43 protein-coding genes are annotated in these 25,352 nt (G+C 42.8%); 2 read left to right on the top strand and 41 right to left on the bottom strand.

Translation table 11 applies throughout. The features are described 5' to 3' along the window. Positions 1-359: 359 nt before the first annotated feature. Positions 360-578: a hypothetical protein gene (locus G9U52_RS36250; RefSeq protein WP_166157529.1), complete on the bottom strand. Its 219-nt coding sequence runs from the start codon at positions 576-578 to the stop codon at positions 360-362. 201 nt (positions 579-779) lie between these two features. Then, positions 780-1,385 carry a stage II sporulation protein M gene (locus tag G9U52_RS36245; RefSeq protein WP_166157526.1) on the bottom strand — a complete coding sequence of 202 codons (606 nt, stop codon included), beginning with the start codon at positions 1,383-1,385 and terminating at the stop codon, positions 780-782. Positions 1,386-1,543: 158 nt separating this feature from the next. Here G9U52_RS36245 and pdaB point away from each other — a divergent pair, with 158 nt between their 5' ends. Next, positions 1,544-2,329 carry a polysaccharide deacetylase family sporulation protein PdaB gene (gene pdaB / locus G9U52_RS36240; protein ID WP_166157523.1) on the top strand — a complete coding sequence of 262 codons (786 nt, stop codon included), beginning with the start codon at positions 1,544-1,546 and terminating at the stop codon, positions 2,327-2,329. 31 nt (positions 2,330-2,360) lie between these two features. Here pdaB and G9U52_RS36235 read toward each other — a convergent pair whose 3' ends face one another. Beyond that, entirely contained in the window at positions 2,361-2,957 is a 597-nt protein-coding gene (locus G9U52_RS36235; RefSeq protein ID WP_166157520.1) for a KinB-signaling pathway activation protein, read from the bottom strand. Positions 2,958-3,096: 139 nt separating this feature from the next. Here G9U52_RS36235 and gerD point away from each other — a divergent pair, with 139 nt between their 5' ends. Next, entirely contained in the window at positions 3,097-3,807 is a 711-nt protein-coding gene (gene gerD, locus G9U52_RS36230; RefSeq protein ID WP_166157517.1) for a spore germination lipoprotein GerD, read from the top strand. A 94-nt stretch (positions 3,808-3,901) separates the two neighbouring features. Here gerD and salA read toward each other — a convergent pair whose 3' ends face one another. The 38 genes from salA to rpsJ form a co-directional block, all read right to left on the bottom strand. Then, positions 3,902-4,984, bottom strand: coding sequence for an iron-sulfur carrier protein/transcriptional regulator SalA (gene salA, locus G9U52_RS36225; protein ID WP_166157514.1), 1,083 nt, complete (start codon positions 4,982-4,984; stop codon positions 3,902-3,904). A 54-nt stretch (positions 4,985-5,038) separates the two neighbouring features. Beyond that, positions 5,039-5,791, bottom strand: a complete 753-nt coding sequence (cwlD, locus tag G9U52_RS36220; protein ID WP_166157511.1) for an N-acetylmuramoyl-L-alanine amidase CwlD — start codon at positions 5,789-5,791, stop codon at positions 5,039-5,041. Positions 5,792-5,863: 72 nt separating this feature from the next. Then, the gene (gene sat, locus G9U52_RS36215; RefSeq protein ID WP_166157508.1) at positions 5,864-7,039 is read right to left on the bottom strand and encodes a sulfate adenylyltransferase; all 1,176 of its coding nucleotides are present in this window, start codon (positions 7,037-7,039) and stop codon (positions 5,864-5,866) included. A gap of 27 nt (positions 7,040-7,066) precedes the next feature. Continuing rightward, positions 7,067-7,759, bottom strand: a complete 693-nt coding sequence (locus tag G9U52_RS36210) for a phosphoadenylyl-sulfate reductase (protein WP_166157505.1) — start codon at positions 7,757-7,759, stop codon at positions 7,067-7,069. Between the two features lie 210 nt (positions 7,760-7,969). Next, positions 7,970-8,362, bottom strand: coding sequence for a 30S ribosomal protein S9 (gene rpsI / locus G9U52_RS36205; protein WP_076237405.1), 393 nt, complete (start codon positions 8,360-8,362; stop codon positions 7,970-7,972). Positions 8,363-8,380: 18 nt separating this feature from the next. Next, positions 8,381-8,818 (bottom strand): 50S ribosomal protein L13, encoded by a 438-nt coding sequence (gene rplM / locus G9U52_RS36200; protein ID WP_166157502.1) that lies wholly within the window; start codon positions 8,816-8,818, stop codon positions 8,381-8,383. Positions 8,819-9,021: 203 nt separating this feature from the next. Further along, positions 9,022-9,798: a tRNA pseudouridine(38-40) synthase TruA gene (gene truA / locus G9U52_RS36195; RefSeq protein ID WP_166157499.1), complete on the bottom strand. Its 777-nt coding sequence runs from the start codon at positions 9,796-9,798 to the stop codon at positions 9,022-9,024. 94 nt (positions 9,799-9,892) lie between these two features. Next, a complete protein-coding gene (rplQ, locus tag G9U52_RS36190) occupies positions 9,893-10,261 on the bottom strand; it encodes a 50S ribosomal protein L17 (protein WP_166157496.1) in 369 nt (122 codons plus the stop codon). 39 nt (positions 10,262-10,300) lie between these two features. Then, on the bottom strand, positions 10,301-11,245 hold the full coding sequence (locus G9U52_RS36185) for a DNA-directed RNA polymerase subunit alpha (RefSeq protein WP_166157493.1): 945 nt from the start codon (positions 11,243-11,245) through the stop codon (positions 10,301-10,303). Between the two features lie 124 nt (positions 11,246-11,369). Further along, positions 11,370-11,765, bottom strand: a complete 396-nt coding sequence (gene rpsK / locus G9U52_RS36180) for a 30S ribosomal protein S11 (RefSeq protein ID WP_076237415.1) — start codon at positions 11,763-11,765, stop codon at positions 11,370-11,372. A 21-nt stretch (positions 11,766-11,786) separates the two neighbouring features. Beyond that, positions 11,787-12,155 (bottom strand): 30S ribosomal protein S13, encoded by a 369-nt coding sequence (gene rpsM, locus G9U52_RS36175; RefSeq protein ID WP_166157490.1) that lies wholly within the window; start codon positions 12,153-12,155, stop codon positions 11,787-11,789. Positions 12,156-12,171: 16 nt separating this feature from the next. Further along, positions 12,172-12,285 carry a 50S ribosomal protein L36 gene (rpmJ, locus tag G9U52_RS36170; RefSeq protein WP_003333770.1) on the bottom strand — a complete coding sequence of 38 codons (114 nt, stop codon included), beginning with the start codon at positions 12,283-12,285 and terminating at the stop codon, positions 12,172-12,174. Positions 12,286-12,445: 160 nt separating this feature from the next. Beyond that, on the bottom strand, positions 12,446-12,664 hold the full coding sequence (gene infA, locus G9U52_RS36165; protein ID WP_009676800.1) for a translation initiation factor IF-1: 219 nt from the start codon (positions 12,662-12,664) through the stop codon (positions 12,446-12,448). 2 nt (positions 12,665-12,666) lie between these two features. Beyond that, positions 12,667-12,975, bottom strand: coding sequence for a KOW domain-containing RNA-binding protein (locus tag G9U52_RS36160; protein WP_166157487.1), 309 nt, complete (start codon positions 12,973-12,975; stop codon positions 12,667-12,669). Positions 12,976-12,991: 16 nt separating this feature from the next. Then, complete coding sequence (gene map / locus G9U52_RS36155) at positions 12,992-13,738, bottom strand: type I methionyl aminopeptidase (RefSeq protein ID WP_166157484.1); 747 nt, start codon at positions 13,736-13,738, stop codon at positions 12,992-12,994. Beyond that, a complete protein-coding gene (locus G9U52_RS36150; RefSeq protein ID WP_166157481.1) occupies positions 13,735-14,388 on the bottom strand; it encodes an adenylate kinase in 654 nt (217 codons plus the stop codon). Before G9U52_RS36150 ends, map begins: the two co-directional genes overlap by 4 nt. A gap of 83 nt (positions 14,389-14,471) precedes the next feature. Next, positions 14,472-15,773, bottom strand: coding sequence for a preprotein translocase subunit SecY (gene secY, locus G9U52_RS36145; protein WP_166157478.1), 1,302 nt, complete (start codon positions 15,771-15,773; stop codon positions 14,472-14,474). Beyond that, complete coding sequence (gene rplO, locus G9U52_RS36140; protein WP_166157475.1) at positions 15,773-16,213, bottom strand: 50S ribosomal protein L15; 441 nt, start codon at positions 16,211-16,213, stop codon at positions 15,773-15,775. The genes secY and rplO overlap by 1 nt, the downstream gene beginning before the upstream one ends. Positions 16,214-16,250: 37 nt before the next feature. Then, entirely contained in the window at positions 16,251-16,439 is a 189-nt protein-coding gene (rpmD, locus tag G9U52_RS36135; protein WP_166157472.1) for a 50S ribosomal protein L30, read from the bottom strand. Positions 16,440-16,449: 10 nt separating this feature from the next. Continuing rightward, positions 16,450-16,947, bottom strand: coding sequence for a 30S ribosomal protein S5 (gene rpsE / locus G9U52_RS36130; RefSeq protein ID WP_166157469.1), 498 nt, complete (start codon positions 16,945-16,947; stop codon positions 16,450-16,452). 27 nt (positions 16,948-16,974) lie between these two features. Further along, complete coding sequence (gene rplR / locus G9U52_RS36125; RefSeq protein WP_166157466.1) at positions 16,975-17,343, bottom strand: 50S ribosomal protein L18; 369 nt, start codon at positions 17,341-17,343, stop codon at positions 16,975-16,977. Positions 17,344-17,396: 53 nt separating this feature from the next. After that, positions 17,397-17,939 carry a 50S ribosomal protein L6 gene (rplF, locus tag G9U52_RS36120; RefSeq protein ID WP_166157463.1) on the bottom strand — a complete coding sequence of 181 codons (543 nt, stop codon included), beginning with the start codon at positions 17,937-17,939 and terminating at the stop codon, positions 17,397-17,399. Positions 17,940-17,970: 31 nt separating this feature from the next. Then, positions 17,971-18,369: a 30S ribosomal protein S8 gene (gene rpsH / locus G9U52_RS36115; protein WP_076237442.1), complete on the bottom strand. Its 399-nt coding sequence runs from the start codon at positions 18,367-18,369 to the stop codon at positions 17,971-17,973. A 32-nt stretch (positions 18,370-18,401) separates the two neighbouring features. Then, positions 18,402-18,587 carry a type Z 30S ribosomal protein S14 gene (locus tag G9U52_RS36110; protein WP_166157460.1) on the bottom strand — a complete coding sequence of 62 codons (186 nt, stop codon included), beginning with the start codon at positions 18,585-18,587 and terminating at the stop codon, positions 18,402-18,404. 31 nt (positions 18,588-18,618) lie between these two features. Then, on the bottom strand, positions 18,619-19,161 hold the full coding sequence (rplE, locus tag G9U52_RS36105; RefSeq protein WP_166157456.1) for a 50S ribosomal protein L5: 543 nt from the start codon (positions 19,159-19,161) through the stop codon (positions 18,619-18,621). Between the two features lie 32 nt (positions 19,162-19,193). Next, positions 19,194-19,547 carry a 50S ribosomal protein L24 gene (gene rplX, locus G9U52_RS36100; RefSeq protein WP_166157453.1) on the bottom strand — a complete coding sequence of 118 codons (354 nt, stop codon included), beginning with the start codon at positions 19,545-19,547 and terminating at the stop codon, positions 19,194-19,196. 57 nt (positions 19,548-19,604) lie between these two features. Further along, the gene (rplN, locus tag G9U52_RS36095) at positions 19,605-19,973 is read right to left on the bottom strand and encodes a 50S ribosomal protein L14 (RefSeq protein ID WP_028552006.1); all 369 of its coding nucleotides are present in this window, start codon (positions 19,971-19,973) and stop codon (positions 19,605-19,607) included. Between the two features lie 44 nt (positions 19,974-20,017). Continuing rightward, positions 20,018-20,281: a 30S ribosomal protein S17 gene (rpsQ, locus tag G9U52_RS36090; protein WP_166157450.1), complete on the bottom strand. Its 264-nt coding sequence runs from the start codon at positions 20,279-20,281 to the stop codon at positions 20,018-20,020. Positions 20,282-20,304: 23 nt separating this feature from the next. Continuing rightward, entirely contained in the window at positions 20,305-20,505 is a 201-nt protein-coding gene (rpmC, locus tag G9U52_RS36085; RefSeq protein ID WP_076237459.1) for a 50S ribosomal protein L29, read from the bottom strand. Beyond that, positions 20,495-20,929, bottom strand: a complete 435-nt coding sequence (rplP, locus tag G9U52_RS36080) for a 50S ribosomal protein L16 (protein ID WP_166157447.1) — start codon at positions 20,927-20,929, stop codon at positions 20,495-20,497. The genes rpmC and rplP overlap by 11 nt, the downstream gene beginning before the upstream one ends. Before the next feature lie 2 nt (positions 20,930-20,931). After that, positions 20,932-21,597, bottom strand: a complete 666-nt coding sequence (rpsC, locus tag G9U52_RS36075; protein ID WP_166157444.1) for a 30S ribosomal protein S3 — start codon at positions 21,595-21,597, stop codon at positions 20,932-20,934. Between the two features lie 14 nt (positions 21,598-21,611). Then, on the bottom strand, positions 21,612-21,947 hold the full coding sequence (gene rplV / locus G9U52_RS36070; RefSeq protein ID WP_166157441.1) for a 50S ribosomal protein L22: 336 nt from the start codon (positions 21,945-21,947) through the stop codon (positions 21,612-21,614). A 50-nt stretch (positions 21,948-21,997) separates the two neighbouring features. Continuing rightward, complete coding sequence (gene rpsS / locus G9U52_RS36065; protein WP_166157439.1) at positions 21,998-22,276, bottom strand: 30S ribosomal protein S19; 279 nt, start codon at positions 22,274-22,276, stop codon at positions 21,998-22,000. A 39-nt stretch (positions 22,277-22,315) separates the two neighbouring features. Further along, a complete protein-coding gene (gene rplB / locus G9U52_RS36060) occupies positions 22,316-23,146 on the bottom strand; it encodes a 50S ribosomal protein L2 (RefSeq protein ID WP_166157436.1) in 831 nt (276 codons plus the stop codon). Positions 23,147-23,174: 28 nt separating this feature from the next. Further along, positions 23,175-23,465, bottom strand: coding sequence for a 50S ribosomal protein L23 (gene rplW, locus G9U52_RS36055; RefSeq protein WP_166157434.1), 291 nt, complete (start codon positions 23,463-23,465; stop codon positions 23,175-23,177). Then, entirely contained in the window at positions 23,465-24,088 is a 624-nt protein-coding gene (gene rplD / locus G9U52_RS36050; RefSeq protein ID WP_166157431.1) for a 50S ribosomal protein L4, read from the bottom strand. The genes rplW and rplD overlap by 1 nt, the downstream gene beginning before the upstream one ends. A 22-nt stretch (positions 24,089-24,110) precedes the next feature. Beyond that, positions 24,111-24,734 carry a 50S ribosomal protein L3 gene (gene rplC, locus G9U52_RS36045; RefSeq protein ID WP_166157428.1) on the bottom strand — a complete coding sequence of 208 codons (624 nt, stop codon included), beginning with the start codon at positions 24,732-24,734 and terminating at the stop codon, positions 24,111-24,113. A 52-nt stretch (positions 24,735-24,786) separates the two neighbouring features. Beyond that, entirely contained in the window at positions 24,787-25,095 is a 309-nt protein-coding gene (gene rpsJ, locus G9U52_RS36040) for a 30S ribosomal protein S10 (protein WP_076237484.1), read from the bottom strand. Between the last annotated feature and the right edge of the window lie 257 nt (positions 25,096-25,352).

The following is a 25,352-nucleotide window of genomic DNA, read 5'->3' as shown; positions in this document are numbered from 1 at the left end:
GCGTTCGTCCTGAGCCAGGATCAAACTCTCCATTAAGGTAGAACTTGAGTTGCCTCATTCTTTACATCTGGCGAGAACTTGCATTCTCTATTTTTACTCACTCGTTGATTCAGTTTTCAAAGGACAACAGATTGAACATTCAGCCTACTTACTGGCTTTCTCGTTCTTTCATTCGTTTAGTTGCCGTTTAGCGGCGACTTCTTTAATATAACACAGCCTCTATCATCATTGCAAGACATTTTTTTTAGTTCATATCTCCAAGTGGTTATTGCACCATCTTGGTTACAAGGATTAAAAAGGGGCGAGAAGTAATGTATCATATTTCGACAATACAAGTCAAGCAATCTTGTCCAATTATTTTAACGCTGTATTTTATTCCTCGCATATTTGGATATTTCTTTGGGAGAAGCCAGCCTCGCATACATTCGAAAAATCACTTTATACCGCGACTCAATCGCTTTTTTTATTTCGTAATCCATCTTTTTATCGTTCAAATCAAATAGCATTTCGTCCAATTCTTTTTTCAGTACATAATCAAGCTCACTGCATTCCCTTGCATTAAAAAGAAATCCGAGCATACCTTTATGCTCCTTCCAATTGGTTATTCATTTTCAATCTGTGAATTTAAGGGCACAAAAAAAGGCTGTCATGTAAAAAGCACTACGTTCACAAATCGATATAAGCGCTTTTTATCATACATCCTCAATCATCCAAGCAGACCAAGCACATTGCTGCTTTATTGTTATGCACATATTTGGTTTTTTTATGCGATAGTTCCCTTAACTTTTTACCAGCCAATACGTAAAGGTACTTTCTATTACTGCCGCCACAGTCAACGCAACAATAAGCGTAATCGCTACAGGAATGACCACTTTAACAAAACCGCGAAAATCCTCTTTGAAATTATTAGCTCTAGCTGGACTTATGAGCAAAGCCATCCCCTTCATCATCAGTACACCCAACCGCAAGCCAAATGCTGCTGCAATGATAATCGCTGGGATTTCAATAATTCCATGGGGAGCAATGCCTTTGATTACAAAAAGCAAAGATTCCTTTTGCGTGGATACCGCCCCTATATAACCAAGAAGCATCCCATTAGCTAGCAGAAAGAACAAAGGCAGCACTCCGAAAAATGCTCCTAAAGCAATGATAAGCAAGGTTTTTACAATATTGTTCCAAAAAATGAGCCAAAAAATCGACCATTGGGGATTCGGTTTGTTTGCAATCGACTGGGTCAATTGCTCCAAGCCTTTAAGCTGGCTTTCAATAAAAACCTGGAAGGAATCCGAGAAGCCTGCTCCCAATATCAAGCCTACGACAAATACTAGGGTGGATGCTATAAAATAATGCTTCATCACCCGCATTTGCTTTTTTATATGTTCCATGGCTCATCATCTCCTATTGGTGTTGTATAAAGCTAAAGCTTAAGCTTTTAAGTTTAAGCCAAGCTGTTGGTCTAACTTAATGGTCCTAGCATACATTTTAATAAATGCAATCATACAAGCCCTTCTTTGGTAAGCGGGGCCATAAGGAGGTTAGGTTGATGAATTATTTTTATGTGGTGAACGGAAAAAAATTAAAGCAAGCCCTTATTATTGCTGCCGCTATTGTTTTTGCAATCGGAATTATTTATTCCGAACGGGATCAGGTGACCGTCTTTTCACAAGGTGAGCCTGCGGCTATTTACAGTGTGCAGACCGATAAAAAGTGGATAGCATTAACCTTCGACATCAGCTGGGGCGAGGTGAGAATGGAGCCTATCTTAAAAATATTAGAGGATAAAGGCGTCAAAAATGCTACATTCTTTCTGTCCTCACCATGGAGCAAAAGCCATCCTGAAATGGTGAACCGTATCGTAAAAGGAGGATGGGAGGTGGGGAGTCATGGCCATAAGCACGTCAACTACAGCAGTTTAAACGACGAAGAAATTCGTACCCAAATCCAAACAGCCCATCAAGTGTTAAATGAGGTCACTGGCCAAAGCCCAAACCTGATCCGTATGCCCAATGGCGATTTTGACAAAAGAGTGCTTCGCATTGCCAATGAGCTCAATTATACGGTTATCCAATGGGACACCGACTCCTTGGATTGGATGAACAAAGGTGTGGATAACATCATTAATCGCGTTGTATCTAAGGCACACCCCGGCGATATCGTGCTCATGCATGCCAGCGACTCCTGCAAGCAGACCCATGAAGCCTTGCCAGCTATAATCGACCAGCTTCGTGCTAAAGGCTATGAATTCGTTACGGTGAGCGAACTGTTAAAACAAACTCAGGTCTCTAATAAGCCTCCTGTAGAGGACCAAACAATGAAGCATGTTCAATAACAAACTGGACTTACATATAAAACAAGAGCCGTCAAAGCGGCTCTTTGTTTGTTTTTAACACCTTCGACAATATTAATATTTGCCATGCATTACAAGCAAGCAAAGGAACCATCATAAACAAGGTAGATGCCCCGCTATTAATTCGAAGCGCAGGCACCGCTTCTATGGCAGTTACCGCCGTCATAAAAAATAAGGTTGGAATAAATCCATTACTGTTCGTTAACTTCACCTTCCACCAAGCTGTAAGAAAAGCAACAATCAATAATATGACTGGGAGAACTGTATAGGAAATCCAGCCTTCTTCAGTATCAACATTCCGTAAATAAATGAGGTCTATAAAAGCAATAACTACACAGATGATCTGAATCACATTCGTTACCCATTTACTTCTTATCATGCCCATGGTAATAAATCGCACAATTAAATATGCAAAAAAGCCCATTTGACTAAGCGCGCTGATCATAGCCCCACCCAGGAGCATTGTTAAAACATTAAATCCAATTTCCTTACCTGTAAGCATACCCAGCTTCTGGTCACTGGCTTGCAAGATGAATCCGATTATCAAAGCGGCTACAGCACCAACTACAAGCGTTGTCCAAAATAAATAAAACCATTTCCGTAATGTCACACCTTTACCTCCACCAACAGCGTCTTTTCTGATGATAATTGTACCAACCTTCTCAACAAAAAGCTAATGGAGTAATGAGTGAAAATATGGCGCTTTGGCGAATACTAAGGCTAACAAGAAAGAAAGGAGCCATCTCACCATGAAATTACAATGGCTAAGCAAAGTTTTAAGCCTTTTTCTTATTGGGCTGTTATTATCTTCTTGCGGTTCAGACACAAGTTCTTCACAATCACAGAATGGCGGATACAAGGATACCAAAACTATGGTGATGGATATATTGAAAACCGAGGATGGGCAGCAAGCGATTCTCGCAGCCTCGCTCAAGGCAGCAGCAAAGGACGAAGGGCAATTAAAGCTGCTGTCCGTGGGAGATACCCAGCAAATGCAAATGGCCGTTAAGGATGTATTGACGGATACAAGCAATAATAAATTTTTACAGACGGTCATTACTGACCCCAAATTTGCCGGAGAATTCGCCAAAGCGATCCAAAAGGAAATGAAGCAACTTCAAAAAGATTTGATGAAGGATCCCGAGTACCAACAAGCCTTAATCGGCACGATGAACAATCCGGATTTCGAAAAAATGTTGCTGGACACAATGAAAAGCACAGCTTACCGTCAGCAAACCAAAACCGTAATTCAAGAATCGATGCAAAGCCCATTATTTCGATTGGAGCTTATGAATGTGATGAAAAAGGTGCTGGAGGAGGAATCGCAGCCGAAGCAGCAAGCTTCATCTGGGGGTGACAGTGGTAGCGGAGGTTCTGGCAGCGGTAGCTCAGGCGGCAACGGCGGGGAGAAAAAGAAATCCGAGGAAAGCCAAAGCGAGGAGAAAAACAAGAATCAATAGCAGATGGCCCTCTAATCGAGCGGTATTGTCGTAGAGAACAGAAAATAGACCGTCCTAATACCAAGGGCGGTCTTTTTCTAACGAAGATAAGCCTCTATTCCATCTTAGCTATCACCTTTTGGGCAAGCTCTTTATAAAGAAGGCCTGTCGCAGACTCCGCCTTATAGACCGATGGTGAATAATCAGGCTCGGATACATGGTTATCCGGTGCACCAAGAGGAATTTGCGCCAGCAATTGTGTATTAAGCTGCTCTGCCAACTTACCGCCGCCACCTCTGCCAAATATATAGGCCTTTTCGCCGCTGGAATCCTGGTAATAAGACATATTCTCTACGATACCTAACATTTCATGATTCGTATGTATCGCCATGGCTCCTGCCCTCGCAGCTACAAAGGCGGCTGTTGCGTGAGGAGTCGTCACAATAATTTCTTTGCTTTGCGGGATCATTTGGTGCACATCCAAGGCAACATCCCCTGTACCTGGCGGCAAATCCAATAAGACGTATTCCACATCGCCCCAATTAACTTCCTGGAAAAAATTGCGAAGCATTTTGCCTAGCATAGGGCCACGCCAAATAACTGGTGAATTATCCTCAACAAAAAAACCCATAGAGATCACTTTGACTCCAAAGCGTTCAATAGGAATAATTCGGTTACCTACAAGTTCCGGCTTTTGGTCAATGCCCATCATGTCCGGCACACTGAAGCCATAAATATCCGCATCAATCAAGCCTACCTTTTTACCTTCCCTGGCTAACGCAGCCGCCAAGTTCACAGTGACTGTAGATTTACCTACGCCACCCTTGCCACTTGCAATGGCAATAAAATGTACACCAGCGGCAGGGTCGAGAATATTTCGCACAGCCTCTGTCTCTGTAACGATAACTTCCTTGACCTGTTCTTGAACCTTTTTGGCCACCTCAGCGCGGTCAAAGTCAGACAATGAACGGAACCGTAAATGCACCTCAAGGGCACCTACCTTTTGAAACGCGGCTGTAACTTGGGTATTCAAGGTGTCCCGATAATGATTATCGTCTTTTGATAGCAAGACGGTTGCCGAAACTCGACCTTCCTTGACCATTATATCTCTTACAAAATGCAGCTCCGCCAAATCCATATGAAATTCCTGATCCTGAATGGAACGAACCGCATCCAGCAATTGTTCTTTCGTAAGCACAGCTTCACCCCAATATCATTAATCAGACTCGAACGTTATTATAGCATAGTTTGTTCATAAACCCACTTTTTCCCCAGAGTAATACCGCAATATTCCTTGGTAAACAGCAGCAGCAATTTTTTTCTGATAAGCTGCATTTCTAAGCAAGGCCGCCTCCTCCAGATTTGAGAGAAATCCGACTTCAATCAATGCACTTGGCATTTGTAACGTTTTCAGCAGAAACACATTGCCAACCGGTTTAGCTATCCGGTCCGTATTATTGAGATTTTTGGTTAATTCCTCTTGGATCCACATGGCCAGCCCCGCGCTATCCTTGTGGTTGGGATAATAGAAGGTTTGGGCTCCTGACCATTTCACCGAGGGAATACTATTTACATGTACGCTTATGAATAAATCGGATTTTTGCTGATTTATCAGTTGTGCTCGGTTTAATAAGTCTTCCGTTTTTCTCTTGCTATACCCCTTAGTAGCAGATCCAGCCAAATCCTTATCGTCCTCACGGGTCATAAAAACAAGGGCGCCCGCCTCCTGCAAATAATCCCTAAGATAAAGCGTTATGGCTAGGTTGATATCCTTCTCTATAAGTCCATCCTTGCTCTCCGCTCCCCCATCAGGGCCGCCGTGGCCGGGATCCAAGGCGATAACCTTACCGGATAAAGGTATTGTCCAGTATGACCATGTACGAGCTGCAGGCAGCTCGTAGGTAAACATAATTAACATGAGCAAGACAAGCCCTGCCGACAGCAATATTTTCAAGCTGCCCTGCAAGGTCAACCAGACAACCACACGTTTCCTTCGCTTAAACATAAAAGCCCACCCCACATCCCCATAGATTCTGTATCATCTATATGGATGAAGGTGGACAAATATACCTTAAGGCTATACTTGATATTCGGGTTCTTTCATACCATCTATAAGCACTTGCGCCACTTCCGGGCGGGTAAATTCAACCGGCGGGCATTGCCCGTCACGTAGCATGGCGCGTACTTTGGTACCCGATAGATGAAGATGCTCGGTAGCATCATGTGGGCAGGTCTTGCTGGATGCCATGTTGCCGCAACGCTTGCAAAAGAAGCTATGCTCAAAAAATAAAGGCGTAATACCCAGCTCCTCTTTCGTAAAGTTACTAAAAATTTCTTGCGCCTCATAGGTGCCATAATAGTCGCCAACACCTGCATGGTCACGACCCACTATAAAGTGTGTGCAACCGTAATTTTTACGCACCATCGCATGGAAGATCGCTTCACGGGGACCCGCATAACGCATAGCTGCAGGGAAAACACCTAAGAAGACACGGTCCTTGGGATAATAATTTTCCAAAAGCACCAAATAGCTTTTCATCCGTACATCAGCAGATATGTCATCCGATTTGGTTTCGCCAACCAATGGATTAAGAAAAATCCCGTCCACAATTTCCATAGCTGTTTTCTGGATATACTCATGGGCACGATGCACCGGATTACGCGTTTGAAATCCTACCACGGTCTTCCAACCATTAGCTACAAAAGTACGACGGGTCTCGGCAGGGTCGAAGTAAAACTCTTCGAATTTCTCAGCTTTGGGCCTATTTAATACATGTACAGATCCCCCTATATTCGTAGCAGGCCGTGATAGCAGCTTCTGTACCCCTGGATGGGCTGGATCATCGGTTTTGAACACCTTTACCGCTTCATGCTTCTGATCTACGCTATAGACGCTCTCGACGTTTAGAATACCATATACGACATTATCATGCTCTCCCACCAAGGCCACTTGATCGCCCTTCTGGAAGCTACCTGCGATTTGTTCATCAACTGGAAAAGTTACCGGTATGCTCCATACCGTGCCATCAGCAAGCCTCATATGTTCGACAACCGTTTTATAATCCTCTTCACCAAGAAAGCCCGTTAATGGCGAAAAGGCTCCTACACCAATCAAATCCAAATCTGAGATTGCCCAGGCACTGATGGGTACCTGGAACAAAGACTTAGCAAGCTCCAGCAGCCTGCCACGTTCCTCGCCTTCTACTAAGCGGTAAACTAGCTTACCTCCATGAGGTTGAATCGTTTCCGTCATTAGATGAAGCTCTCCTTTAATTGTGAGTTATTTATGAAGCCCACATTCGGTTTTTTCGCTATCTGCCCACCGGCCAGCTCGTGGATCTTCGCCTGCTGCTACTTGCCGCGTGCAATGGGTGCAGCCAATGCTTGGATAATTGTTATCATGCAGCGGATTATAAAGAACGTTATTGCTGCGGATATAATTCCAAACATCTTCAGAAGTCCAACCGGCTAAAGGATTGAATTTCACTAAGCCAAATTTAGTGTCGTACTCAACTTTCTTCGAATTAGCGCGAGTTGGTGCTTGGTCGCGGCGAATTCCGGTAATCCATGCGTCATAATTTTTTAAAATATCTGTTAAAGGATCAACTTTACGTATATTGCAGCATTGGTTAGGGCTAGTTTTCCAAAGCTCGTCTCCAAACTGCGTAGCTTGCTCGACCAAAGTTAGTTTAGGCAATACTTGTACAAACTCTAAACCATAGTGCTGCTGCATCTTATCACGTGTCTCATAGGTTTCTTTAAAGTGTACATTCGTGTCTAAATAAAAAATATCTGATTTCGGGCTCAGCTTTTGTAGCATATCGACCAATACTACATCCTCCGCGCCGAAGCTACAGGCTAAAGTGATATTTGGAAACTTTTCTACCGCTAGTTCAATTAATGCTTCAGGTGGTTGGTTTTCGTAACGCTCAGCCGCTTCTTGAATCCACTGCTCTTTTTCAAATAAATTCATAGTACACCTCCTAAAATTTAAATCCGAGTATGTTAATAAGTTTTATTAGTATAAATTTATTATAGCTACTAGAAACTTTTTGTCAAATTAAATTTTTCTAATGCCTTTTCATTACTATATGCACATTCTTAATAGTTAGTTAGCAGAAAAGAAAAAAACCTTTCCACCAAAATAGTGGAAAGGCCTGTGTTATGCTTATTGAGCTTTGGATTAACGCTTGGAGAACTGAGGAGCACGACGTGCTGCTTTCAATCCGTATTTTTTACGTTCTTTCATACGTGGATCACGAGTTAGAAAACCCGCTTTTTTCAATGATCCGCGCAATTCAGGATCTACCTTAAGCAACGCACGGGAAATTCCGTGGCGAATAGCTCCTGCTTGTCCGGAAATACCACCACCGTTAGCAATAACCAGTACATCATATTGACCCAAAGTTTCAGTCAAGTTCAGTGGTTGCTTCACGATAAGCTTCAAAGTTTCCAAACCAAAATATTCATCCAATTCACGTTTGTTGATCACAATTCGGCCTTCGCCTGGTACTAAACGTACGCGAGCTACCGAATGCTTCCTACGACCTGTTCCATAATATTGAACCTGTGCCACAAGATAGCCTCCTTTTAACTAACCGCGAAGTTCCCAGACTTCTGGTTGTTGTGCTTGGTGCGGGTGTTCGGATCCTGCATAAACTTTAAGTTTTGTTTTCATAGCATCGCCTAAACGATTTTTCGGAAGCATTCCGAAAATAGCTAATTCAAGAACACGTTCTGGTTTGTTATTGATCATGTCATTGGCAGAAGTTACTTTCAAACCGCCTGTGTACATGGAGTGACGGTAGTACATTTTGTTTTGCAGTTTCTTACCAGTTAAATGGATTTTTTCAGCATTGATGATCACAACGAAATCTCCTGTGTCCACATGTGGTGTGAACTGTGGTTTGTGCTTTCCGCGAATGATTGCTGCTACTTCGCTTGAAAGACGGCCCAGAGTTTTACCTGTTGCGTCAACAATGTACCATTTGCGTTCAATTTCATTAGGCTTAGCCATATATGTCGTGCGCATTCGTGTGTTCCTCCTAAACATTTTGCATATCATGCTTGATTGATGACACAGTTTCCTCATGATACCGAGACAACATGTCATCTCATCATCTAATTTATCTGTATCACATTATTTATAAAGTAAGGTGGCTATTGCTTGATCCGGGGCTGTGGGGTAGCCTATCAAGACGCCAAGTTATATTATACTATGAATAGTGAACAATATCAAGAAGTAAATTGATCATTATTGTATAAAACTTCCCAAAGCGTAAGGCCCTGGGGCATAGCAGTTGGTCCAGCCTTAGCGCGCTCTCGCGCATCTAGAATGTCCAGCATGCTTGTACTTGGTCGTTTGCCTTCCCCTATTTGAATCAGCGTACCTACAATAATCCTTACCATATTGTACAAGAATCCGTTGCCGGTCACACAGATATGAATAGCGTAGGAGTGTAATACAGGATCCATTGGCTCGCAGGCCAATGAAGCTGTATAGATCGTTCTTACATTGGATATCTTGGTAGATCGAAGCGAGCAGAAGGATGTAAAGTCATGCTCGCCTATTAAGCATAAAAGGCTAGATTTCATTGCTTCCGTATCTAAGGGTGTTGGGTGGTAAAACTCTTGTCGGCGCCGGAATAAATCCGGATGCTTGCCACATCTTATCGTGTACCGGTAAGTTTTGCGGAGTGCGTGCCGTCTCGAATGAAAACCCTCGTCAACTTGCCTAGCGCCACTTACAACAATATCAGCCGGCAGTAACGTATTCAAAGCCAGGCACCAACGAACCAAAGGAATGGGGGATGAAGTCAAGAAATTAATAACCTGGCATCTCGCATGCACTCCGGCATCCGTTCGTCCTGAAGAGGTGATTTTAATCGTTTCACCTGTCAAAGAACGTACAGCACGCTCTAGGATGTCCTGAATCGTATTGTTGCTAGGTTGCGTTTGAAAGCCATGGTAAGCCGTTCCATCGTAGCTTACGTTCATGCAAATATTTCTCAAGGCTAACCTCCGTCACACTTTCAACCCAAGTCGAGGCTACAAAAAAAGGGCTTCAGCAGAATCCTAAGATCCTGTCCACCCTTTCCAAACCTTATTATGCACGATCTACAAGCTCAATATATACCATAGGTGCAGCGTCTCCGCGGCGTGGTCCAAGCTTTAAGATACGTGTATAACCGCCTGGACGTTCCGCGTAACGAGGAGCCAGATCAGCAAATAATTTTTGAATAGCATCTTGGTTTTCGTCCGCTGCTTCGCGACGAACAAAGGAAGCCACCTGACGACGGGCATGAAGATCACCGCGTTTAGCCAAAGTGATTAATTTTTCTGCAATTGAACGCAATTCTTTTGCTTTAGCTTCTGTCGTTTGAATACGCTCGTGTATGAACAAATCCGTTACTAGGTCACGGAATAATGCTTTACGTGAGCTTGAATCACGACTTAACTTTTGATGTTGTGCCATTGTATGTGTAACCTCCTTATACTTGATAATCGGTGACGACTAGTCTTCCATTCTAAGTCCAAGACCCAGCTCTTCGAGCTTTTCTTGAACTTCTTCAAGTGACTTACGTCCAAGATTACGAACCTTCATCATATCTTCCTCGGTTTTCGTAATCAGCTCTTGTACGGTATTAATGCCAGCGCGCTTCAAACAGTTGTAAGAACGGACAGAAAGATCAAGCTCTTCGATGGTCATCTCCAACACTTTTTCTTTTTTGTCTTCTTCTTTTTCAACCATGATTTCAGCATCCTTAGCTTCGTCAGTCAAACCAACGAATAACAGCAAATGCTCCGTCAAGATTTTGGCGCCCAAGCTTACAGCTTCCTCAGGTCGAATACTTCCATCGGTCCATACTTCAAGAGTCAATTTATCATAATTGGTAACTTGACCTACGCGTGTATTCTCGATACTGTAATTGACACGAGTAATCGGGGTGTAGATCGAATCAATCGGCACTAATCCGATTAGCTGCTCTTCTTTCTTATTCTTATCCGCTTGTACATATCCGCGTCCACGATTAGCATGAATTCGCATATGAAGACGGGAATCAGAGGACAATGTAGCAATATGGAGATCCGGATTAAGAATTTCCACATCACTATCGCCACGAATATCGCCCGCTAAAACGGCTCCTTCACCTTCAGCATCAATTTCCAACACTTTGTCCTCGTCGGAATGGATCTTAAGTGATAACCCTTTTAGGTTCAGGATAATCTCCGTAACATCTTCCTTGACACCAGGAACGGTCGAAAACTCATGCAGAACACCATCGATTTGAACCGAGGTAACCGCCGCCCCCGGTAAGGAGGACAGCAAGATTCTGCGCAGCGAGTTCCCTAAAGTTGTTCCATAGCCTCTTTCCAAAGGCTCTACAACAAATTTACCGTATGTGCCCTCTTCGCTTAAAGCTACGGTTTCTATTTTCGGCTTTTCGATTTCGATCAATGATAACCCTCCTTCAAAACGTCGTTTCCCTCTGGATAACTTAAGACGCGTAAAACGTGCAGTATTCTTATCCACACAGTATTGTCAACTTTTGGATAATTATACTACTCTTCGTAATCTTGAATTAGACACGACGACGTTTTGGAGGACGGCAACCGTTATGTGGTACAGGAGTTACGTCTTTAATTAGGTTGACTTCCAAGCCTGCTGCTTGAAGCGAACGAATAGCTGCTTCACGACCAGCTCCAGGACCTTTAACCATAACTTCAACGACTTTCATCCCATGCTCCATTGCTGCTTTAGCCGCAGTTTCAGCAGCCATTTGTGCAGCGAACGGAGTGCTTTTACGTGAGCCCTTAAAGCCCATGTTACCAGCACTAGCCCACGAGATAGCATTACCGTGAGGATCAGTAATTGTTACAATGGTATTGTTAAATGTAGAACGGATATGTGCTACTCCGGTATCTATATTTTTCCGATCGCGACGTTTCGTACGAACAACTTTTTTAGGTTTAGCCATTTTCAGTGTTAACCCCCTTTACTATTTTTTCTTGTTAGCTACAGTACGACGAGGACCTTTACGAGTACGTGCATTCGTTTTCGTACGTTGACCCCGAACAGGTAATCCACGGCGATGACGAACACCACGATAACATCCAATATCGATCAAACGTTTAATGTTCATAGCGATTTCACGACGAAGATCGCCTTCTACTTTAACGGTTTTGTCAATAGCATCACGAAGCTTGCTAACTTCATCTTCAGTCAAGTCACGAACGCGTGTTACCGCGCTGACACCTGTTTCGGCCAAAATCTTCTGGGAAGTTGTTTTGCCAATACCAAAAATGTATGTTAAAGCAATCTCCACGCGCTTTTCACGAGGTAAATCTACACCAGCAATACGTGCCATTTATACAAGCACCTCCTTAACCTTGTTTTTGTTTGTGCTTAGGATTCTCGCAAATTACCATTACATTGCCTTTACGACGAATGACTTTGCATTTTTCGCAAATCGGCTTAACCGATGGTCTTACTTTCATTTTGATTACCTCCTGAGAGTTTGCTTAGCAAACTGACTTCGTAAGCATAGGCTGAGTTTTCGGAGAAAACTATCTTCGTGTGCGATACTAAGCTTGCTTTAGCATGCTGTCATCGTATGCATGTTCTGGCTTTATAGATAAAAAGCTAGGTTTTGTACATTTATTTAAAACGATAGGTTATACGGCCTCTGGTCAAATCATAAGGGGAAAGCTCCACCGTTACTTTGTCTCCAGGCAGGATCCGGATAAAGTGCATTCTAATTTTACCGGACACGTGAGCAAGTATTTTATGACCGTTTTCCAGTTCCACTTTAAACATTGCATTAGGAAGAGGTTCAATCACTGTACCTTCAACTTCAATTACATCTTCTTTGGCCACAGTCATTCTCCTTTCTTTTGTGCTTCTGATTGGATTTGGTCCACAACCTTATTGATTACAAAGCGCAGTTTACTATTGGTTACACGACTGCTTTCACTCAAACTTTGCACGACTTCACTACTGATGTAGGGCAACAATTCGAGATGAAGGATATTTTTCTTCTTAGGTTGATCGAATCTCCGTTTATCGCCGTCTACAATCCATACGAATCGTTGGTCTTCGACTTTAATGATGACAGCGTATTTACCAGAATCTTTGCCACGAACAATCCTAACTATATGTCCAAGCTGCGGGATGTTTACCGAATTCACAAGAGTCACCTACGCCTCACACTTTTGTAAAAATTTCGTATCCATCCTCTGTGATCGCGATGGTATGCTCAAAATGCGCGCACAGTGTGCCATCCACTGTAACAACCGTCCAATTGTCCTGCAGTGTCTTAACGTGCCGTCCACCGACATTGACCATAGGTTCGATTGCTAATACCATTCCTGGCTTCAATCGCGGTCCTCGTCCTGGTATCCCATAATTCGGGATTTGGGGCGCCTCATGCAACTGTGAGCCTATTCCATGCCCAACATATTCTCGAACAATTGAAAAACCTTCACTCTCAACGCATTGTTGAATCGCATAAGAAATAGTGAACAATCGAGCATCCGGTTTAGCTTCCGCAAGTCCTTTGTATAAGCATTGCTCAGTTACCTCCAAAAGTTTCTTGGCTGTATCCGATATGGTCCCAACGCCATAAGTCCAAGCTGAGTCTCCATGATATCCTTTGTACTGGGCTCCAATATCAATACTGATAATGTCGCCATTCAGCAGCTTTCGCGAGCTCGGAATACCATGTACCAACTCATCATTGACTGAAGCACAGATACTGCCAGGAAAACCATTGTAGCCTTTAAAAGATGGGATTGCTCCCTGACTGCGTATATAACCTTCTGCGATTTGATCAAGCTCTTTGGTTGTAATATCAGGCTGAATGGCTTTTTCCAACAAGCGATGCGTTTCGGCAACGATCCGCCCAGCTTCTCTCATTAAATCCAATTCAGCTGTAGATTTACAAATGATCATTCTGCTTGACCCCGCAATAGTAAGCTGATTTGTGCAGCAACTGTATTTATTTCTTGCTCACCGTTAACCTCACGCAAATTTCCTTTGTTACGATAATACGACAAAAGCGGTGCTGTTTTATTCAAATACTCGTCAAGACGAGTCCCTACTTTTTCTTCGGTATCATCTGATCTTTGGTACAGTTCGCCTGAACATTTATCACAAACCTGTTCAGTTTGAGGAGGGTTAAACAAGATATGATACGTAGCACCACAAGATTTGCAAATCCTTCGACCTGTTAGCCGCGCTAAAAGCAGGCTGCGGTCCACATGTAAGTTAATGACATGGTCTATACTAGTTCCGAGTGAAACCATAATTTCATCAAGCGCTTCTGCCTGAGAAATTGTTCTTGGAAAACCATCCAACAAGAAACCATTCTTGCAATCAGGTAGTTGCAGCCGTTCCTTCACGATACCTATCGTAATTTCATCAGATACTAGCAACCCTTGATCCACATATTTCTTGGCTTCTAATCCTAGAACCGTTTCTTGCTTCATTGCTAAGCGAAACGCATCACCGGTAGAAATATGCGGGATTTGAAACTCATTGACGATTGCTTCCGCCTGTGTACCTTTTCCTGCACCAGGAGGTCCCATAAAAATGACATTCATAATGATGCCTCCCTACTTACAGCAAATGATGCTAACAGAATAATAGGTGCCGATAGTGAATATTCACTATCAGAACCTATTCACTATTTATTAATGAACCCTTTGTAGTGGCGTTTGATCAATTGGCTTTCAACCTGTTTCATCGTTTCCAGTCCCACACCAATGACGATTAGTAAGGAAGTACCGCCGATTTGTACGGAAGCTGGCAAGCCAGCTAAATTCCCAAGCGCCATAGGGACTATGGATATAGCAGCCAAGAATAAAGCGCCCGACAAGGTAATGCGTGTCATTACTCTTGTTAGATATACGGAAGTTGTTTTCCCAGGACGAATTCCCGGTATGTAACCACCGTTCTTTTTCATTTGGTCTGCCATTTGTTCAGGATTGATCTGGACAAACGTGTAGAAAAAGGTGAACCCAATGATTAACAGAACATACAAAACCATACCTAACGGTTGTGTATAACTTAAGTTCGTAATGATCCAGTCTGCTACCGGATTGCCTCTCCAGAAGCTCGCAAGCGTAGGAGGAAAGACTAGCAACGATAAAGCAAAAATAACTGGTATTACACCCGCCGCATTTACTTTTAACGGAATATGCGTAGATTGACCACCGTACGTTTTACGACCAACTACCCGTTTAGCATATTGCACCGGAATTTTGCGAATGCCTTGTTGAATGAAGATAACCCCAGCGATCAAAGCGATAATTACAATCACGATGAGCACTACTTTGATAATATTCAAGAACAGTGCATCTCCAGCATCGGCTAACTGGGTTTTGTAAATCTGCGATATCCCTGTTGGAATTGCAGCTACAATTCCCGCGAAGATGATAATGGAAATACCATTTCCAATCCCATTCTCGGTGATTTGTTCCCCTAACCACATCAGAAAAGCAGTTCCCGCTGTCAGAACGATTGCGATCAAAGCATAGGTTGCGAATGTTGGATCCACAACTAATCCTGTGTAGATTCGGTTAAATCCGATAGCCAAACCAAATGCCTGGATAATCCCTAATCCTATTGTACCGTAACGGGTAATCTGTGCTAGCTTCTTTCTGCCTACTTCGCCTTCTTTGGCCCATTGCGCAAACCTAGGAATTACATCCATCGATAATAGTTGGACTATAATCGAGGCTGTAATATAAGGCATAATTCCCATCGCGAAGATGGAGAATTGGAACAAGGCACCACCGGAGAAAGTATTCATCAAACCAAAAACATCACTTGTATTGGCTTGGTCCTGAAGCTTTAGCATATCTGTGTTTATGTTAGGCACCGGAATGAAAGCACCAATTCTGTAGACGATCAATACCAATAAGGTAAAGAAAATTCTTCTTCTCAGATCGTCCACTTTCATAATATTGGATATGGTACGTAACATTAAATCACCTCGGTTTTACCGCCGGCAGCCTGAATTTTCTCTACCGCAGATTGAGAGAACTTGTTAGCCTTTACGTTCAACTGAACTGTAATATCGCCATTGCCCAAGATTTTGATTCCATCTCTAGCATTTTTGACAATACCGGACTCTTGAAGAACTTCTGGAGTTACTTCAGTTCCCGCAGCAAATTTGTTAAGCTCAGTAAGATTTACAATAGCAAATTCTTTGCGCCATTTGTTTGTAAATCCACGTTTAGGCAAGCGACGATAAAGAGGATTTTGTCCCCCCTCAAAGCCTGGACGAACACCACCGCCGGAGCGAGAGTTTTGTCCTTTATGTCCACGAGTTGAAGTTTTTCCCATACCGCTACCAATACCGCGACCCACACGCTTGCGGGCCTTACGGGACCCAATAGCCGGAGTAAGCTCATGCAATTTCATCGTTTGCACCTCCTCTTATTACGTTTTGTAAAGCAATTTATGCTTCCAGTTCTTTAACTTCAACTAAATGGCTTACTTGGTTGACCATGCCGCGAATCGCTGCATTATCATTTTGTGTAACCGTAGAGTTCAACTTGCGCAATCCAAGTGATACTACAGTACGGCGTTGTGTTTCTGGGCGGCCGATCAGGCTGCGTTTGAGGGTAATTTGCAATTGTTTAGCCATGATATCCCTCCTAACCTAATAATTCTTCAACAGTTTTGCCACGCAACTTTGCAACTTCTTCAGCACGCTTTAGACGTTGCAAACCTTCAAGAGTAGCATTTACCATGTTAATGGAGTTGGAAGAACCAAGTGATTTTGTCAAGATATCGCCAACACCTGCAAGTTCTAAAACCGCACGAACTGGTCCACCGGCGATAACTCCGGTACCCTTGGATGCAGGCTTCAATAGTACGTTTCCTGCTCCAAATTTACCGATAACCAAGTGAGGGATTGTAGTGCCAACAATAGGTACATGAATCAGGTTTTTCTTAGCATCTTCAATACCTTTACGAATCGCATCAGGTACTTCGCCAGCCTTACCGATTCCTGCGCCTACATAGCCATTACCATCGCCAACAACAACTAGAGCGCTGAAGCTGAAGCGACGTCCGCCTTTAACTACCTTAGATACACGGTTAATGTTAACAACTTTTTCTGTTAACTCTAAAGTATTGGGATCAATACGCAAGTGATTTTACCTCCTTGTATAGTTCGATTAAAATTCAAGACCAGCTTCACGAGCTGCATCAGCTAATGCTTGCACACGTCCGTGATATAAGTATCCACCGCGGTCAAAAACTACTTTTTCTACTCCGTTTTGCTTAGCGCGCTCTGCAATTAAAGATCCGACCTTGCGAGCTGCTTCTGCATTTCCGCCATTACTAATGCCATCTTTCAACTCTTTATCTTGAGTGGAAGCCGATACAATTGTAACGCCTTGTACATCATCAATTAATTGTGCGTACATATGCTTGGATGAACGGAAGATATTCAGGCGCGGACGTAATGCCGTTCCTTGAATTTTCTTACGCACACGTAAATGTCTTTTCAGACGTGCTTTGTTTTTATCGCTTTTATTAATCATTCGAGGTTCGCTCCTTCCAACTTAAATGAGAGGTTAACTCGCATTATGCAAGCTTACTTCTTCTTACCGGCTTTACCTTCTTTACGAAGAATGCGTTCGCCTTCATACTTAATACCTTTACCTTTATAAGGTTCTGGTTCACGAACAGAACGAATCTTAGCAGCAGTTGCTCCGACTAATTCCTTATCGATACCTTTAACCGTTATTTTAGTGTTCGTAGGAACATCAAATTCGATGCCGCTTTCCGGCTCGATTTCAACAGGATGGGAGTAACCAACGTTTAATACTAGCTTATCACCAGTTTTATTAGCGCGGTATCCAACTCCAACCAACTCTAGGTTTTTTGCAAAGCCTTCGGTAACACCGCTAACCATGTTAGCAACAACGCTTCTTGTAGTACCGTGTAGAGAACGATGCAATTTATTATCGGATGGACGTTCAACAGAAATTTCAGCTTCGCCGACGACCAGTTTCATATCTTTGTGTAGCTCACGTGATAAAGTACCTTTAGGGCCTTTAACCGTAATAAAAGTGTTGTCGAGTGTAATATTAACTCCACTCGGAATTGTAATTGGCTTGCGACCAATACGTGACATGGTATGCACCTCCGTTCATTTAAATTCTATATTACCAAACGTAGCAGATAACTTCTCCGCCAGCTTTAGTTTGACGAGCTTCTTTATCTGTCATAACGCCTTGGGAAGTGGAGATAATCGCTATTCCCAATCCGCCCAATACACGTGGAACCTCTTGGCTTTTTGTGTAAACACGCAAGCCCGGTTTGCTAATTCTTTTCAGACCGGAGATAACACGTTCATTGTTAGGACCGTATTTCAAAAATACGCGGATAATACCTTGTTTGTTGTCTTCAATATATTCAGCGTCGCGGATAAAACCTTCTTTTTTGAGGATCTCAGCAATTTCTCTTTTGACCGTCGAAGCAGGGATTTCTACCGTTTCATGACGCACAACGTTTGCATTACGAATACGTGTTAGCATATCTGCAATAGGATCTGACATCACCATATTTGTGAACCTCCTTCCCGAAACTTGGGTAATTACCAGCTTGCTTTTTTGACGCCAGGGATCTGGCCTTTGTGTGCTAATTCGCGGAAACAAATTCTGCAAATTTTGAACTTCCGAAGAACCGAATGCGGACGGCCACAGCGTTCGCAGCGTGTATAGGCCTGCACCTTAAACTTCGGGGTGCGCTGTTGCTTCACGATCATTGAAGTTTTTGCCACTTATTTTTACACCTCCGGTTGTACCGTCACCTTATTTGGTAAACGGCATTCCTAATTGGGTTAATAATTCACGGGACTCTTCGTCCGATCTTGCAGTCGTTACGATAACGATATCCATGCCGCGCACTTTATCTACTTTATCGTACTCGATTTCAGGAAAGATCAATTGTTCTTTAAGACCTAATGTATAGTTGCCGCGACCGTCAAATGCTTTAGACGATACGCCACGGAAGTCACGAACACGAGGAAGCGCTACGTTGAACAATTTGTCCAAGAAATGATACATGCGCTCGCCGCGGAGCGTTACTTTTACACCGATTGGCATATTTTCACGCAATTTGAAGCCTGCGATTGATTTCTTCGCTTTAGTTACTACTGGCTTTTGACCAGCGATCAATTGAAGATCTTGAAGAGCTACATCTAGCACTTTGGAATTGGAAACTGCTTCACCAACACCCATGTTAATTACAACCTTATCAATCTTAGGCACCTGCATAACCGTTGTGTAACTGAATTTCTGCATCAAAGCAGGAGTAACTTCATTTAAGAAACGATCTTTTAACCTTGCTGCCATCTTTCACGTACCTCCTTTCCTAACGATTTCGATTAATCGATAACTTCACCGGATTTTTGAGCTACACGCACTTTCTTACCGTTGTCCAGAACTTTGTAACCTACACGGGTAGGCAGGCCGCTCTTAGGATCAATCAGCATCACGTTAGACACATGAATCGATGCTTCTTGTGAAATGATACCACCCTGAGGGTTAGCTTGTGATGGTTTGCTGTGTTTTTTGATCATGTTCACACCTTCGACCAGAACGCGGTTTTCACGAGGGTATGCAGCGATTACACGGCCTTTTTTACCTTTATCCTTGCCTGTAATAACGAACACTTTATCGTCTTTTTTAACGTTTAGCTTATTATTGTGAGACTCCAATTTCTTGGGTTGCTTTGGCATTGAGTTTCCACCTCCTGAGAGCGTTCGAAGAACGCTAACTTCGTAAGCATATTTATATTAGATAACTTCTGGAGCAAGTGAAACGATTTTCATAAAATCCCTGTCGCGAAGTTCACGAGCAACTGGTCCAAAAATCCGAGTTCCGCGAGGACTTTTATCATCCTTAACGATTACTGCTGCATTCTCATCGAAGCTGATGTATGAACCATCTTTACGACGTGCACCACTTTTCGTACGAACAATAACTGCCTTTACTACGTCACCCTTTTTGACAACGCCACCTGGTGTTGCTTCTTTTACCGAGCAGATGATTAAATCACCAATATGACCCACACGACGACCTGTACCACCAAGTACGCGAATGCACATCAATTGCTTAGCTCCAGAATTGTCAGCTACTTTTAAACGAGATAGAGGTTGTATCATTGTTTAAACCCTCCTTCCGGAAATGATGCTAATTATAAGCTAATTTATGATAAAACGCCTTTTTCAACAATCTCAGTCAGTCTCCAACGCTTGTCTTTCGACAACGGACGAGTCTCCATAATTTTCACAACGTCACCGATTTTAGCTTCGTTATTTTCATCATGTGCTTTGAATTTCTTTGTTGATTTAATTCTTTTGTGATAAAGGTTATGTTTTTTGTATGTTTCAACAGCAACAACGATAGTTTTCTCCATCTTGTCACTAACAACTTTACCTACCTGATTCTTTCGATCGTTACGTTCAGTCATTGAAGATCCTCCTCTCTCACTCATTAACTAATGATCCCCAGTTCTCTTTCACGCAAAACAGTCTTTGCACGAGCAATCTCTTTGCGGACTTCCCGGATCTGAACTGGGTTTTCCAGTTGACCGGTAGCTAGTTGAAAACGGAGGCTAAAGAGTCTTTCCTTAAAGCCGGCAATTTTTTGTTCAATTTCAGCAGTGGTTAGGTTGCGAAATTCACTAGCCTTCATTTGCTTCACCACCTACATCTTCTCTTTTAACGAACTTTGTTTTGATCGGAAGCTTATGAGCAGCCAGACGCAATGCTTCGCGAGCGATTTCCTCGCTTACACCTGCAAGCTCGAACATAATTTTACCTGGTTTTACGACACAAACCCATTTTTCAACATTACCTTTACCACTACCCATACGAACCTCAAGTGGCTTTTGTGTTGCTGGCTTTGATGGGAAAATTTTGATCCAAACTTTACCGCCCCGTTTGATGTAACGAGTCATTGCAATACGAGCTGCCTCGATTTGGCGATTGGTGATCCACGAAGGCTCAAGCGCTTGTAAACCGAATTCACCGAAGCTTACTTCTGTTCCGCCTTTTGCATTACCACGCATTTTACCGCGGAATTCTTTACGATGTTTGACACGTTTTGGAACTAACATAGTTAGTTATCTCCTTCCGTAACAGCCTTTTTCTTAGCCGGTGGAAGAACTTCGCCGCGATAGATCCATACTTTTACGCCGATACGTCCATAAGTGGTTGCAGCTTCTGCTGTACCATAGTCAATATCTGCACGCAATGTATGAAGAGGTACTGTACCTTCACTGTAACCTTCATTTCTAGCGATTTCAGCTCCGCCTAAACGACCGCTTACTGCTGTTTTAATTCCTTTTGCTCCGGCTCTCATGGATCTTTGGATCGCTTGCTTCATCGCACGACGGAACGATACACGACGTTCTAATTGTTGTGCAATGCTTTCAGCAACCAAAATCGCATCCAGCTCAGGGTTCTTGATTTCAGAGATATTGATATGAATCTTTTTGCCGTTGGACAGATTAGCGATGTAGTTACGAATAACTTCGATCTCTGCTCCGCCTTTACCGATAACCATACCAGGCTTAGCTGTTTGAATGGTTACATTCACACGGTTAGCAGCACGCTCAATTTCGATATGCGATACAGCTGAATCTTTCAGCTTAGTCTTTAAATATTCACGGATTCTCAAATCCTCAATGAGTAAATCGCCGAAATCTTTACCAGCGTACCATTTGGATTCCCAATCGCGAATGACTCCCACTCTAAAACCTACCGGGTTTACTTTTTGACCCACACGTTATCCCTCCCTTATTTTTCGGATACCACGATTGTAATGTGGCTGGTACGTTTATTGATACGGCTTGCACGTCCCATAGCACGAGGACGGAACCTTTTCATTGTTGGACCTTGGTTTACAAAAGTTTGTGAAATAACCAAGTTGTTCGGATCCAAAGAATAGTTGTGCTCAGCATTAGCAATGGCAGAGTTCAAAACTTTCTCAACGATCGGTGAAGCAGATCTTGGTGTATGACGCAGAATTGCGATTGCTTCTCCTACTTTTTTGCCACGGATCAAGTCAATGACCAACTGCACTTTACGGGGAGCAATACGAACATATCTTGCTATACATTTTGCTTCTTGCATATTGAAGTACCTCCTTTCATTCACTACTTATTTCATAAACGAATCTTTAATTAGCGTTTGCTTGTTTTCTTGTCGTCATCATGACCTTTGTAAGTACGAGTTGGAGCAAACTCTCCAAGCTTATGTCCAACCATATCCTCAGTTACGTATACCGGCACGTGCTTTCTGCCATCATATACCGCAAATGTGAAACCGATAAATTGAGGAAAGATTGTCGAACGACGTGACCAAGTTTTGATAACTTGTTTCTTTTGAGTATCACCTTGTGCTTCAACTTTCTTCATCAGGTAGCCGTCAATAAACGGACCTTTTTTCAAACTGCGACCCATATTTCGTTCCTCCTTTCTTCAAACCCTACTGATTTCCGATTATTTCGTGCGACGACGAACGATATATTTATCAGAAGCTTTACCTTTTTTACGTGTTTTGTAACCAAGAGTCGGTTTACCCCAAGGAGACATTGGAGATTTACGACCGATTGGAGCACGGCCTTCACCACCACCGTGTGGGTGATCGTTAGGGTTCATAACAACACCACGAACTTCAGGTCTTTGGCCCAACCAGCGCGAACGTCCAGCTTTACCGATTTTGATCAATTCATAATCTTCGTTACCAACAGAACCAATGGTTGCGCGGCAAACCTTCAAAACTCGTCTAACTTCGCCGGAAGTAAGGCGGATCGTTACATAAGCTTCTTCTTTACCAAGCAATTGAGCTTCTGTACCAGCTGCACGCACCAATTGTCCACCCTTACCAGGCTTCAATTCGATGTTGTGGATAACTGTACCTACAGGGATATTCTCAAGCGGCAACGCGTTACCGATCTTGATATCAGCTGCTGGACCCGATTCAATGCGATCATCTACTTTAAGATTCTTAGGAGCGATGATATAACGCTTTTCACCATCAACATAATGAATCAAAGCAATGTTAGCCGAACGGTTTGGATCGTATTCTATTGTAGCAACGCGACCTGGTATTCCATCTTTATTACGTTTGAAATCGATAATCCGGTATTTACGTTTATGTCCTCCACCTTGATGGCGAACCGTAATTTTACCTTGGTTATTACGTCCAGCATGTTTAAACAAAGGAGCCAACAAAGACTTCTCTGGTGTTGACGTGGTGATTTCTTCAAATGTCGAAACCGACATAGCACGTCTTGCAGGTGACGTTGGTTTATATTTTTTGATTGGCACTTGGATTCCTCCTTACTTGAAAAGTTAATTACACGCTCTCGAAAAACTCAAGCTCTTTGCTATCAGCGCTTAGTGAAACAATCGCTTTTTTCCATTCGGATGTATACCCAGCATGACGACCGTAACGCTTAGGCTTAGCAGGCATTCTCAAAGTGTTAACTTTATTTACTTTCACTTTGAAGATTTGCTCAATCGCTAATTTAATTTCTGTTTTGTTAGCACGAAGCTCAACTTCAAACACGTATTTTTTCTCAGCCATCATATCACTTGTACGTTCTGTGATTACAGGGCGTTTAATAATATCGCGAGGATCTTTCATTATGCAAAAACCTCCTCTACTTTCTGTATCGCTTCTTTAGTGATGATCAGCTTGTCATATACCATAACATCAAGCACATTAATACTTTCAGCGACAACAAATTTCACGCCTGGAATATTACGAGCAGATAATGCTACGTTTTCTTCATAACCAGCTGTTACTACTAAAGCTTTACGATCCACTTTCAAATTGCCAAGAATGGCTGCAAACTCTTTGGTCTTCGGTTGATTCAATAGCAATTGATCCAACACGATGATTTCATTACTGTTTACCTTAGAAGATAACGCAGATTTGATTGCAATACGACGAACTTTTTTAGGAAGTTTGTATGCATAACTCCGTGGAGTTGGTCCGAATACAACACCGCCGCCCTTCCATTGAGGGGCACGAATACTACCTTGGCGAGCACGACCTGTTCCTTTTTGTTTCCATGGCTTACGTCCACCACCGCGTACTTCAGAACGTCCTTTGACTTTGTGTGTTCCAAGTCTCATGGAAGCACGTTGCATCAGTACAGCTTCATTCAAAATATGGGAATGCGGTTCAATACCGAAAACGGAATCCGCTAATTCAACTTCCCCTATTTGGGTACCTGTTACATTATATAGGGCTACTTTTGGCATCTGTTAATCCTCCTTTCCTGCTTTACTTAACTGTAGATTTAAGGCTCACGTAGCTATTTTTAGGACCTGGAATGGAACCTCTTACAAGGATCACATTACGCTCCGTATCGACTCTAATTACTTCAAGGCGTTGAATGGTAACCGTTTCATGACCCATGTGTCCTGGAAGCTTTTTGCCTTTTGGAACACGGTTGGATTGAATGGAACCCATGGAACCTGGACCACGATGATAACGCGAACCGTGTGCCATAGGACCTACGGATTGGTTATGTCTCTTAATGGAACCTTGGAACCCTTTACCCTTGGAAGTACCTGTAACATCAACGAATTCGCCTTCTGTGAATAAGTCAGCTTTGATTTCTTGGCCAACTTCGTATTCAGAGATCTGAATACCGCGAAACTCTTTAATGTAGCGCTTAGGTGTTGCACCCGCTTTTTTCGCATGGCCCAACTCAGGTTTAATTGCTTTTCTTTCTTTCTTATCATCAAAACCGATTTGAATAGCTTCGTATCCGTCGTTCTCAGCGTCCTTCTTTTGCAAAACCGTGCAAGGACCAGCTAGAATTACCGTTACAGGAATTACCAAGCCTTCTGGAGTAAATACTTGGGTCATTCCAAGCTTTTTTCCTAAGATACCTTTAGTCATCGTTGACACCTCTTTTCTTCTTATAACTATCAATTATTTATGCACATGTGCATTACAATTTAATTTCGATATCCACACCGGATGGCAGATCCAAACGCATCAATGCATCAACAGTTTGTGGAGTCGGATTTACAATATCGATCAAACGCTTATGTGTGCGTTGTTCAAATTGCTCACGCGAATCTTTGTATTTGTGTACGGCACGAAGAACAGTAATGATTGTTTTCTCCGTAGGTAATGGAATCGGTCCAGATACGCTTGCACCGGAACGTTTTGCAGTTTCAACAATTTTCTCAGCAGATTGATCAAGAATTCTGTGATCATATGCCTTCAAACGAATACGAATTTTTTGCTTTGCCATAGTATTCCCTCCTTCTTTCGCCCAATTTAGTATCGGACATACTCAGTGAAAATCTCCTGACGCCTTCCCCATGGCAAAGGGGCCGGGTGTGTCAGCAACCTCTCACATCATCGCAACGTCTCAGACCAACGTTAACTATTATATAAAATACCCAAAGAAAAAGCAAGAAGAACTTTGCTTTATTTATATTTTATTTTTAATAGCCCAAAGTCATCACAAAACGTGCTTACAAAGCAAGAGCCTTCCATCAATCTGAT

The organism is Paenibacillus agricola (assembly GCF_011440305.1).
Lineage (GTDB): Bacteria > Bacillota > Bacilli > Paenibacillales > NBRC-103111 > Paenibacillus_S > Paenibacillus_S agricola.
This window is presented reverse-complemented; position numbering and strand designations above follow the sequence as displayed.